The 13381-nt window shown below is 38.5% G+C and carries 3 protein-coding genes and 1 pseudogene; all 4 read left to right on the top strand.

Features of this window, described 5'->3' with window-relative positions:
- Window positions 1–14: 14 nt before the first annotated feature.
- On the top strand, window positions 15–3047 hold the full coding sequence (locus tag ACSYSW_RS05325) for a beta-ketoacyl synthase N-terminal-like domain-containing protein (RefSeq protein ID WP_491706163.1): 3033 nt from the start codon (window positions 15–17) through the stop codon (window positions 3045–3047).
- Between the two features lie 52 nt (window positions 3048–3099).
- A pseudogene (locus tag ACSYSW_RS05330) lies at window positions 3100–10431 on the top strand (amino acid adenylation domain-containing protein).
- Window positions 10428–11897 (top strand): amidase family protein, encoded by a 1470-nt coding sequence (locus ACSYSW_RS05335; RefSeq protein WP_491706164.1) that lies wholly within the window; start codon window positions 10428–10430, stop codon window positions 11895–11897. Before ACSYSW_RS05330 ends, ACSYSW_RS05335 begins: the two are co-directional and overlap by 4 nt.
- A gap of 63 nt (window positions 11898–11960) precedes the next feature.
- Complete coding sequence (locus tag ACSYSW_RS05340; RefSeq protein WP_491706165.1) at window positions 11961–13376, top strand: MATE family efflux transporter; 1416 nt, start codon at window positions 11961–11963, stop codon at window positions 13374–13376.
- Window positions 13377–13381: the final 5 nt, after the last annotated feature.

Below are 13381 nucleotides of genomic sequence, written 5' to 3' on the forward strand. Positions count from 1 at the left end.
TTGAAAGGAACCATATGAAAGGAAATAATTTTGGTGTTGCCATCGTAGGTATGGCTGGGCGTTTTCCACAAGCAGAAAATATTCAAGCGTTTTGGAATAATTTAGTTGCAAACAAAGAGTGTATTACTTTTTATAGTGACGAAGAATTATTGGAAATGGGTATTACCCCCGAATTTATCAACCACCCTGATTATGTTAAAGCGAAAGGCGAGGTTGCGCATATTGATAAGTTTGATGCGGCTTTTTTTGGTATAGCGCCAAGAGAAGCAGAATTAACCGATCCTCAACATCGTGTATTATTAGAAACAGCTTGGGCAGCATTTGAAGATGCGGGTTATATACCTAGTGACTATCCGGGTGATGTTGGTATTTTTGCCGGGAAAAGTATGGATTCTTACTTAATGTTGAATCTAATGCCACACTTTAAACGTGTCTTTTCTTCAGGAAGTTTGCAAGCAGCAATTGGTAATGATAAAGATAGTATAACTACGCTGATTGCTTATCACTTAAACTTACGAGGTCCGGCAATCACAGTCCAATCATCTTCATCCACCTCATTAGTGGCTGTCTGTGTTGCTTGTCAGAGCTTATTAACATGGCAATGTGATATGGCTGTCGCAGGGGGAGTAACACTTGGACCACCGATAAAAACAGGCTATTTGTCACAAGAAGGGGGTATTACTTCTTCTGACGGGCATTGCCGTGCTTTTTCTGATGAAAGTAATGGATTTGTACCTGGTACAGGTGCTGGTATGGTTGTTTTAAAACGGTTAGATGAAGCCATGCGAGATGGTGACCATATTTATGCTGTTATTAAGGGGTTTGCTGTCAATAATGATGGTTCTGAAAAAATAAGCTACACAGCACCAAGTGTTGATGCACAAGCACGTGTTATTGTTCAAGCTCAAAAATTGGCTGGTGTGACACCAGATGATATTAGTTATGTTGAAGCACATGGAACAGGTACAAAATTGGGGGATCCCATTGAGTTTGCAGCCCTTAGTCAAGCTTTTATGGGAGCAACAGAAAAACAGTACTGCGCACTTGGCTCTGTTAAAACGAATATTGGTCATCTTGATACGGCTGCCGGTGTTACAGGGTTAATCAAAACGGCTTTAGCTGTTCATCATGCTAAAATTCCAGCAACACTACACTTTAAAAGACCCAATGAGCAAATCGATTTAACTAATAGTCCTTTTTATATTAATACCACGTGTCGAGACTGGTTACCTAAAAATGGGGTTCGTCGTGCAGGGGTAACTTCGCTGGGGATGGGAGGAACAAATGCACATGTAATAGTTGAACAAGCACCGTTAGTCGATAATAGGCGCTGTGATGCGCCGCAATACTGCATTTTTCCATTCTCTGCTAAAACAGAAAGTGCGTTAAACAATGGTCTACTTTATTTTTCAAACTATTTACAGCAAGGGAATCTCCCTGATAAGCGTGATGTCGCTTGGACATTAGCTACGGGAAGAAAGGCATTTAATCACCGAGCCGCTATCATTAGCGGCGATCTTATCGATACGGCTGAATTATTAATGAATGCTAATAATGAACCATTTATGAAGGGCGAGGCTAAAGCCCAACCTAAACTGGGGTGGTTATTTTCAGGGCAAGGCAGTCAATATCAACGAATGGGACAACAGCTTTATAACCAATGGCCAGTTTATGCTTCAGCATTTAACCGCTGTGCAGATATCTTAGCAGATAAGGCCGACATTGATATTTGCTTAGAGTTATTTACGGCTGAAATATCAAACGAACAAGCTGAGCTCTTATCACAAACGTGGTTGACTCAACCATTACTCTTTAGTGTTGAATACGCACTGGCACAGCTTTGGCTTAGTTGGGGTATTACACCAACTGTTATGATTGGTCATTCTCTTGGCGAATGGGTTGCGGCAACGCTAGCCGGTGTATTTTCTCTTGAAGATGCATTACAGTTGATTGTTAAACGCGCTAAGTTAATGGATAGTGCCGAAACGGGTGCAATGTTAATGGTCGCTTTATCAAAAGAAGAAGCGGATACCTTTGTAAATAGCTCTGTTGCTATAGCAGCGATTAACTCTCCGACTCACTGTGTTCTTTCAGGTTCAAAAAATGATATTAAATCGATAAGTGAGTGTTTAACACAGCAAAACATCATTAATAAACCGCTAAGAACATCGCATGCATTCCACTCTAATATGATGAAACATGCGGCACAGGAATTGCGTATTGCCTTTGCAAATATTCAACTAAACTCACCTTCTACTAGCATTATTTCAACGGCAACGGGGATGCCCGTTGATGCAAATACCTTGACTACACCTGATTATTGGGTTGAGCAAATGCTGATGCCAGTACAGTTTTCAGCTGCAGTACAACAGGCGCAACAACAATTTGATTGTGATTTTCTTGAGATAGGTCCCAATTCGACCTTAATTCGCTTAACTAATGATAATCAATTAGGAAGTAATCTGCTCAGAAGTTCGATGCCAACATTCAATAGTGGTAGTGACGAAAATAAACATATTTTAGAAACGGCAGCTATGTTATGGATAAGAGGACATAATCTGAACTGGTCAATGTTGGTTGGTGAGCATCCTAGACGTGTTTCATTACCTACTTATCAATTTGATAAAACATCTTATTGGGTTCCTAGCCCCGAAGAACAAGGATTGCAAACAAAAGTTAATGAAGAAGTAAAATATGTTGAAACTAAGCCGAAAGCCAATTCAATTAAACAGCGTCGTCCTAATTTTTCAACACCTTACGAGTCGGCACAAACCGATACTCAGCATCAGTTGTTAGCGATTTTCGAAACGATACTTGGTATTGAAGGTTTAGGTATCGATGATGATTTCATTGAAGCAGGTGGGCATTCGTTGATGTTGGGTATTTTACTTGCTCAAATTCAAGAGGTTTTTTCGGTAACTCTTTCATTTGTGACATTAATTAACGATACCAATGTCCGCGCTTTATCAGAGCAAATAGATAATATACGAAATGAGGATCCTGATGCTTTACTGACATCATTAATTGAGGAAATCGTTAAAAATTGAATCGTAAGTGTAATAATTAATTGTCGTTTTTTACTATTAAAATAGGATGCTAATGATAATGCAACATGTCGCACTCGTACATAATTTACCTTCGGATAAAAAACAAAAATTATTACAACAATTGGCACTAAAAGGGATTTCACCTTTGAGTATTCCAATTGTTAAAATCGATGAAAAAGTCAATTTTCCTCTTTCTTTTAATCAAGAACAACTGTGGTTTTTACAGCAATATGATACTTGTGCGACTAATTACAATCTTTATGTCGTATATGAGATACAAGGTAAAATTGACTATCATCTTTTAAATCAAGCCTTTCATATGGTACAGGCGCGTCATGACATTTTACGTACGCGCTTTGCTTTGCAAGATAAACAACTATGTCAAATTATTGATGAAAGTCCTTCGTCATCAATAGAACAGTTACTGTTAAACAGTAATGTAACACCAGAAGAACGCGATATCGTGATTCAGGCCGTGCTAAATATTCAATACGATCTTGCTAATGGTCCATTATTTGTTGTGAAGCATCTTATTCAACCTGGACAAAATGATTATTTAATCTTTTGTGCGCATCACATTATCATGGATGGTATTTCGTTAGGATTACTTTTTAACGAATTTCAGCATCATTATATTTATCTAAAAAATGGTGAAATGCCTATATTACCAAAGCCTGAATTGCAATATACGGATTATGCTTTTTGGCAACGCGAATGGCTAAAAGAGCCTTTACTAACGAAAGAACTTACACAGTGGCGGGCACGTTTACAAGATGCACCTCAATTATCAACGTTTCCAGCGTTATATCCTAGACCCGCGGTTCCTAGCCAGGAAGGTGCGCAAATTTCTATCACTTTAGATGTTACATTGAGTAATGCTATCAAGCGCATTGCTAGTGAACAAAAAACGACACAATTTGTTTTATTGCTCACAGCATTTAAATTATTGCTACTCCATTACACCGAACAGTTACAATTAATTATAGGTACGCCTGTTTCTGGTCGCATTAGACCTGAATTACTAAATAATATTGGTTATTATGCAAGTACTTCGGTTATTAGCACAGATTTTACCGACTCAAACACATGCTTAGATGCTTTACAACAAGTAAAAGCGAGTGTTAAAGATACACTTGGAAGTCAGCAATTGCCATTTGAAACATTATTAAATGGATTGAATATTCCTCGTCAGTTATCTCATTCCCCATTATTTCAGATTTTATATATCCACCACAGCCAAGTGACTGATCGGTATTTTTCTGTTGCTGATACAAAATGGCAACAATTGAAATATCACAATCATTCGGCTAAATATGATATGACAGTTGAAGTTTTTCAACGGGAAGAGACAATTGAGGTGACATTTGAATATAACCTAGGATTATATGATGAGGCATATATCCGAAATATTGCACAAGCATTTCGCCAATACTGTACTGTTTTAACGGATAATATAAAAACACCATTAGCTCAGATTAAATCGCATCATTCTGCTCAGATACACTCTGTACTACAGGTTTTAAATGACACCAAAGTAACTTGGGCTGAACCTCACGATTTACTCATGTTAATTGAACGATATTCTTTACAAACTCCATCACAAATTGCAATTCAAGGTGACAATTATTCTATCAGTTGGCAAGAATTATGGCTGAACATACAAACTATTGCCGGTTATTTGATAGATCAAGGCATAAAATCAGGGGATCATATTGGCGTGTTTTTGCCTCGTCATGGCGATCTGATTGCAACGATGCTAGCCGTTTGGCACATTGGCGCTGTCTACTTGCCATTTGATATCAGTCAACCACCAGCAAGAATAAGACGTCTTATGCAACGAGCTAATTTGACGTGTCTGGTTGTAAGAGAGGCAAATGAGTATCAAGATATTGCACCATTATTCATACTTACAGAAGAGAAGTTAAAGACAAATTCATTTTCAGGCAATGAATTTATTAGGGCTCCGATCGTTCTTGATTCTCCAGCATATATCTTATTTACATCAGGTAGTACCGGTGAACCTAAAGGCGTAACCATTACTCACCGCAGTTTACTTAATTTATTATTGGATATGCAAAAGACGTTTGCAGTTTGTGAACATGATCGATTACTGTCTGTTACAACGCCATCTTTTGACATTTCATTCCTTGAGTATTTATTGCCATTGATATCTGGTGCGAGTTTATATGTGGCTGATGCACAGCAAGTTACAGACAGTTTTCGAATGATTAAGTTGATTAATGAGTATCAACCAACGCTGATGCAAGCAACACCTTCATTCTGGCAAGCGTTGTTAACATCCGGATGGCAAGGTAGTTCAACACTTTGTGTTTTGAGCGGTGGTGAGGCATTACCAGAAAGTACAGCTAAAGATCTATTAAGTAGATGTGCGCAATTGTGGAATTTATATGGTCCAACTGAAACAACAATTTGGTCATTAAAATCTAAAGTAACGGATTTTAACAACATCAGTATCGGTCATCCTATCGCCAATACCCGGATTTATATTTTAGATGATGATGGCAATGATGTACCAACTGGTGTTGTTGGGGAATTATACATTGCAGGTGATGGTGTTGCATTAGGTTATGATGGGCAAATAGAATTAACCGATCAGCGTTTTTTACCTGAACACGGTTACCCTATTGGAACAAAAATGTTCCGTACAGGCGACTTAGTCAATTGTGATCCTTCTGGAAATATACGCTTTATTGGACGAAAAGATACTCAAATCAAACTTAGAGGGTATCGTATTGAATTAGGTGAAATTGAACGTATACTTGCAAAGCATCCGCAGATTGATAGTGCAGTTGTTGTTTGTATTGAAAGTGAGCGTCTAGATAAAGTGTTAGCCGCTTTTGTGATTACTAAAGTAGATATCAATTTTGATGTTTTAAAACATGAGCTTCAAAATCACTTACCAAGTTATATGATCCCGACTTTGTGGGAAAAAGTTGATTGTTTTCCGCTCACACCTAATCGCAAAATAGACCGTCAGCATTTGGCAACTAATTTTGTACATGACATTTCTTTAGCTTCTATGCCAAAAAGTGAGCTCAGTGAACTAAGTGATAAAGAACAGACATTGATGGCTTTATGGATGCGTTTTTTACCAATTAAAAATCCTGATCCGAATAGTGATTTTTTTAGCCTAGGTGGTCACTCTTTACTTGCCGTTGCACTTTTGGCCGAAATTAATCGTGAATTTTCCTGTTCACTTACTTTAAAAGATATCTTTCATTATTCGACTGTGCGTGCATTAAGTGCTCGTATTGAACAGTTACCGTTGCAAAATGAGTCGGTTATCTCTGACATGATGTCAATTCATGAAAATCTTAATGATATTCATCAACCATTTCCGTTGACGGATGTTCAACGCGCTTATTGGATTGGTCGTCAAACCGGTGCCGCGACTGTTGCAACTCATGTTTATCATGAATTTGAGGTTAGCCATTTTGACGTAAATCGTTTTACTCAAGCCCTGACAAAACTCGTTGCTCGACATGATATGCTACGTGCAATCGTTTTGCCGGATGGTAATCAACAAATTTTAACTCAGGTGCCAAAATATCAAATTAAATGCCATGATTTAACTGCGCTTAGTTTGCCAGATCGTCTTAACGCGCTACAAGAAATCCGCAGCGAGTTATCGCATAAAGTACATATTGCAGATAATTGGCCGCTATTTGATTTTAGTTATTCAAAATGCTCGGAAAAAGAAGGTAGATTACACTTTAGTTTAGATTTATTAATCGCTGATGCTGTTAGTATGCGCATTTTACAGCAAGAGTTGATTACTCTCTACCATCAACCCAATACCCTACTACCAAAATTACCTTTCTCATTTCGTGATTATGTTCTGGCACTTATTGTTGAACAAAATAGCGAAATTTATTCACGTGATAAAGCCTATTGGGAAAAGGCTCTGGTAGATTTATATGGCCCTCCGTTATTACCGATTAAAGGGGATTTATTAAAATTACCTGATATCAAATTTGTGCGGCGTAGCCACCGTATATCGGTTGAAAATTGGCGTACGTTGACACGAATAGCGCAAGAAAATCGATTAACAAAAACGGTCTTATTGTTGACGGTATTTAGTCAAGTATTAGCACGTTGGTGTACTCATCCTGCTTTTACCTTAAATTTAACGTTATTTAATCGGCCATTAGGGTATGTTGGAGCAGAATCGGTCATTGGTGATTTTACGGCAGTTAGCTTACTTAATATTCATTATGACAGCCGACGTAGTTATGCTGATAATGCGCAGTTAATTCAATCTCAACTATGGGATGATCTTGATCATCGCTGATACAGTGGTATTCGTGTTAATGAAGCCTTGATCCGTAGTGATCGATTTTCGTCTCCTATGCCAGTTGTTTTTACCAGCATCCTTGATACTTTAGAAGAAGATCCAACTGTTAACGGGGTTGATGACTTTACGCTTCTAGAAGAGGCGAATATAACGCAAACACCACAGGTTTGGCTTGATCATCAAGTAATGGAATCAGCAGGAGAGTTACATTTCAATTGGGATGTCGTTGATGCGCTTTTTGAGCCAATCGTTATTGATGCAATGTTTGCGGCTTATTGTCAAGCACTGAACAAAATAGCTACTGAATCGCAGTATTGGAATATGCCAAATAGCGCTTTAATTTTTCAGATGATTCATGCGCCAGTTGAGCAAGCACCAGCACCGACGGAGTTATTACATCACGGATTATTGCGTTATGCTGAATTAACCCCAAATGAAATTGCCTTAATTAGCTCAAAACATCGCTTAACTTACCGTCAGTTATCTACCGCTGCTAATGCGGTTGCTAAAGAATTGCAAGTGCTAGGGATTAAACGAGGTGACCGTGTTGCTGTGATGATGGAAAAGGGATGGGAGCAAATTGCTGCCGTGCATGGTATTTTGCGTTTAGGTGCCACTTACTTGCCAATTGATCCATCTCAGCCAGCCCAGCGGCAATCGTTGTTATTGTCAGAAAGTGAAACGCGGGTATTAATCACTCAACCGGGTATTGTTTTAGCTAATTCTGCTGGATTACCTGTATTAGAGGTTGTACCTCAAATGCTTGATGCACAAATACCGGAATTGGTTGTCGAGCCAGCGGATGTCACAGATACGGCCTATATTATTTTTACATCAGGCTCGACGGGAATGCCAAAGGGTGTGATGGTTGATCACCGAGCAGTAATGAATACGCTTGAAGACATTAATAGTCGTTTTGGTTTGACTGCAAGCGATAGAGTATTTGGTTTATCGTCCTTGAGTTTTGATTTATCGGTCTTTGATGCCTTTGCGCCGTTTATGGTCGGTGCAGCGTTAGTATTACCTAATGCTGGGCATGAAAAAGATCCGCGTCATTGGCTTGAAATGTTAGAGATGGGTGCTGTAACGGTATGGAACTCAGTACCGGCTTTAATGCAGATGTTATGCGAATATCTCAATGGTAAAGCCTATTTTTGTCCAGCGCTTCGTTTATCGCTACTTAGTGGTGATTGGATCCCATTAACATTACCAGCGCAGATGCGCTCAAGACTGAACTTTTCAATGTCAATCATTAGCTTAGGAGGAGCAACGGAGTGTGCAATTTGGTCAGTCTTTTATGTCATAGATAACGTTGACGCGGAATGGAAAAGTATCCCTTATGGTCGAGGGTTGTGTAATCAGCCCATCTACGTCTTAAATGAGCTTTTGGAGGAGTGCCCAGTTGGAGTAGAAGGCGAAATTTGTATAGGGGGTATGGGGTTAGCGCAGGGTTATCTGAATGATAATGAAAAAACAAAGGCGAGCTTTGTATGGCGTGAGGCGAGCGCTGAGCGAATTTATCGTACAGGGGATTTAGGGCGTTATTTTGCAGATGGGCAAGTTGAGTTTTTGGGACGTAAAGATAATCAAGTTAAGGTTAATGGTTTTCGGGTCGAGTTGGGTGAAGTTGAAAGATGTATTGAAAATCATCAAGATATCGAACAATCTGTTGTTGTTGCCGTTGGTAATCGTGAAAATAAGCGGTTGATCGCTTTTGCTAAATTATATGATCATGAAAAAGCACAAGCATTACACGAAAAAGAGATGCAAGAACAAGCAACAGAACAAGGCATAATCGTTAATCCTGCTGAACGCTTGGCTTTTAAATTGAAAGAGCAGCATATTCGTAAAAATACAGCCACATCGATTAAGTTAGCGACGCCAACACAAACGGATACTTATATTCATCGCCGTAGTTATCGTAACTTTATTCAGCAAAAAATCCCATTAGCACAACTCGGGTTACTGGTTAATCAATTAGTTCAAATAAGATTAGCGGGTCTGCCTTTTGCTAAATATACCTATGCTTCAGCAGGTGGTTTGTATCCGGTACAAACGTACGTTTATTTACATCCAAATAAAATTGAAGAGGGCGTATATGGGATCTACTATCTTAATCCACGCGAAGGTAGCCTTGTACCGATAGCCCCTAATGTAGAATTGAATAATGATTTTCATGCAGGACCAAATAGAACAATTGCAGATCGTGCCGCATTTTCATTATTTTTTATTACAGATATGGCTGCTATTCAACCCCTGTACGGTGAGGATGCAGGGTGGCACTTTTCTGTTATGGAAGCCGGAACATTATGCCAGTTGTTAGAAAATGAAGCACCAATACATGGCTTAGGTCTATGCCAATTGGGTATGGCTGATTTTATAAAAGTTGCTCATCATTTCCAGTTATCACCAACACATCGTTATATTCATTGTACTGTAGGAGGGATAGTTGGCGAAGATGCTTTTACAGAAGCAGCATTATTAGAAGATTTTTCAACCTATGAAAAATCGAGTGATAGTAAGGCGAGCACGTCGGTGAATGTTCAGAATTTTAAAGATGTAATTATGACATCGCTTAAACAACAATTACCGGAATATATGTTGCCGACTAATTTAATATTAGCAACTCATTTTCCATTGAACGCTAACGGGAAATTAGACAGAAAAATACTACAACAGCAAGGTGAAAAAATTGCCTATAGTGTGTCACCGATAGTCAAAACACAAGAGACCACTGATCTTCAAAAACGGCTATTAGCGTTATGGAAAGAGGTACTTGGTGTCACTAATTTGACAGTCGAAGATGATTTCTTTTCTATGGGGGGAAGTTCTATCGAATTAGTACGTATTCAACAAGCACTTGAGAAAATGACAGAACAAGAAATTCCAATTGTCACTCTATTTAGATTACCAAACATTATAGAGTTATCTAGCTACATTGAGTCGCTAAAAAATGAACAGCCAATAGCAGATTCTGAAGAATTGTCCGCGCAATCAGCAGATATTGCAACTACTCGAAAGAGTCTTGTTTTACGGCGTAAAGACCAAATAGAAGGAAATAACCAATGAGTGAGCATTCTAATTACCGTACTGCAACTGAACTACTGTCGCTGCTGGCTGAAGGTAAAACCACTTCAGTAGAATTAGTCCAGTATTATTTTGAGCGTATGGCTAGATTCAATGGAACATTAAACGCAGTTGTACAACAGTATAAAGCATCGGCATTAAAGGAGGCTGAGCAGGCAGATAACGCTCGAAAATCAGGTGAAAAACTGGGAATCTTACATGGGCTGCCTTGTACAATTAAAGATTCTTTTGATGTTCAAGGCTGGTTAACAACATCAGGTGCCAGCCATTTAAAAAATAATCGAGCAGTACAAGATGCGCCTTCTGTAGCACGCTTGCGTGAAGCCGGTGCAATTTTTATGGGAAAAACCAACGTACCTACGATGACTGCAGATTGGCAAACCTTTAATCCTGTTTATGGTACAACAAATAACCCATGGGATCTCAATCGTACACCAGGCGGCTCTTCGGGGGGAGCTGCTGTTGCATTAGCGGTAGATTTTACGCCTGTTGAATTTGGTAGTGATCTTTTTGGTTCTTTACGGGTTCCGTCACACTATACTGGCGTATATTCGCATCGTTGCAGTCTTGGGTTAATGTCTGTTCGTGGACATGTGCCCGGAGGCGATGCGCAAGATACTTGTGAACCAGATCTATCTACAGCTGGACCAATGGCACGTTGTGCCGCTGATTTACGTTTAATGATGCGTGCACTGAGTTCTTTTTGGATAACTCCCCCTCGTATTCCTGATTTTACTCGTTATCATGCTAAAACTCGGTATCGCATTTGTACTTGGTTTAATGCGGTAGATCATCCTATTGATAGTCAAGTTGCTAAACGTTTTGAACATTTTGTTAACGCACTTAAAAGGCATCCGAATATTGAAGTGGATGAAGCTATGCCAGCGGCAATTGATCCACAGAAATTATTTGATATGTCTGTAAAACTAAGTGGGCGATTAGTCGGAACAGCGCTTAATGCTCGACAACGTTTAACTGCAGGATTGGCATCTTTAGGTTTTAAATTATTAAGTTATATAAAAGATGTTCCTGAAGGAATGTCTAGCTATTACGCGGGCATGACAAATAATACTAATGAACAGTTAGAAACAGATCGCTTACGTAAGGAATATAGCAATTTGATATCAGAATTATTTTCTCATTATGATATTTTGCTTACTCCAGTGAGTCCTGTATTAGCATTTCATCATATGCAACAGTTAACCAATAATCGCAAACTAATGATTAATGGTGTTGCCTATGATTATAACGAACATCTATTTTGGAATATGTTGCCAACTGTGTTTGGTCTTCCTGCAACCATCTATCCTTTAGACAAACAAGCCGGTGAATTGCCTTGTGGTATTCAGATCGTTTCAGGCCATTTTAATGATGATATCCTAATTGATTTTGTCGAATTTTGTGAAGGCATTAGTGGTGGTTTTTCTAAACCAGAGGGGTATGAATAATGCAACAAGTTATTCTAATCAAAAGTAAGGTGATGAATGTGAAAATAAAAATGAGGATTAAATATGGTTTCAGATAAGGTTCAACTTGAAGAACATCCTTCAAGTGATGATATTTATAATATTCCCAATATGTTTAATGGATCGCTATATGGCTTAATTATTAGATTATCTTTACCAATACTTATTGGTCTTTTGACTCAAGTGACTTATGGCATAGCCGATATTTATTGGCTTAGTCATATTGATGTTGGTCGGGGTGATATCATTGCCGGTGTTGGGCTTGTTTTACCAATTGGCATGGTACTTTTTGCTATTGCTAATGGCATTCAAATAGGTATGGGGTCATTGCTATCTCGTTCAATTGGGATGAAGAATTTAGAAAAATCGCAACAAATATTGTTTGTAGGTATAACGATAGTTATCTTCTTCTCCGTGATAATTTGTCTGTTGGGTTATCTGTATGCTGAGCCATTATTACATGGTTTAGGAGCAAGTGAAGCTATTTTTGTTTATTCTGCTGATTTTTATTATTACTCCTTACCGACCGTATTTAGTATCTTACTGGGTGGTGCAATGATGGGGTTATTTCAAGGTGCCGGTAAGACAATGGTCATAATGAAAGCATCATTACTTGCTGCTGTGATTAATATTATCCTCGATCCTACCATGATTTTTATCTTTGATTTTGGCGCAAAAGGTGTTGCATTAGCCTCATTTATTGCTCAAGTTGCTTTTGTTATCTATTTTATTTTTTCTTTGTCGTCATTAAAAATTGGACTCAAATTGAAGTTTTCGTTGCATTATTTATCTTTGCCAGTCTATAAACAAATTCTTTCGGTTGGATTAGCGCAAATGTTAATGCAAGTTATTATTTCGGTCGGGATTATTATTTATAACTTTTTTATTGTTAGATTAGATGTTAATGCGATGGCTGCTTTTACCTTAACTGGGCGCATCGACTATTTTATTATGACGCCAATGTTGGCGATTGCCGCCGCCTTGTTGACTGTTGTTGGACAAAATTGGGGGCGGGGTAATATTGATCGTACGCTTCAGGCTTATAAAGTAAGTGTTGTTCTTGCATTTTCCATTGTTTTGATACTATCGATTATTCATATTGTTTTAGCTCCGTGGATTTATCCGTTATTTACGCAATCAACAAAAACATGTGATTATGCGATTTTACAAGTTGAAATCATGGAGTTAGCACTCCCTTTTATTGCAATTAGCTTATTGGCAAGTGAGTATTTTCAAGCAATTGGTAAATCGATGTATTCAGTCTTATTAACTTTAACTCGTCATGTGTTTATCTCAGTTCCGGCTGTGTATTTATTGGCATTTGTATTCAAAATAGGCATTATGGGTTTTTATCTTGGTGCAATGAGCGGGACGTTTATTTCGGCAATATTGGCTTGGTGGCTATTGAGAATGTCTCCACGGTTGGTCGAATGGAATAAAAAAAGCCGTAACGAAAAATAACAAGA

This window comes from Gilliamella sp. ESL1225 (assembly GCF_058502635.1).

Coding starts and splice junctions, on each gene's coding strand:
- ACSYSW_RS05325 (WP_491706163.1), top strand. CDS start 15: ATGAAAGGAAATAATTTTGGTGTTGCCATCGTAGGTATGGCTGGGCGT.
- ACSYSW_RS05335 (WP_491706164.1), top strand. CDS start 10,428: ATGAGTGAGCATTCTAATTACCGTACTGCAACTGAACTACTGTCGCTG.
- ACSYSW_RS05340 (WP_491706165.1), top strand. CDS start 11,961: ATGGTTTCAGATAAGGTTCAACTTGAAGAACATCCTTCAAGTGATGAT.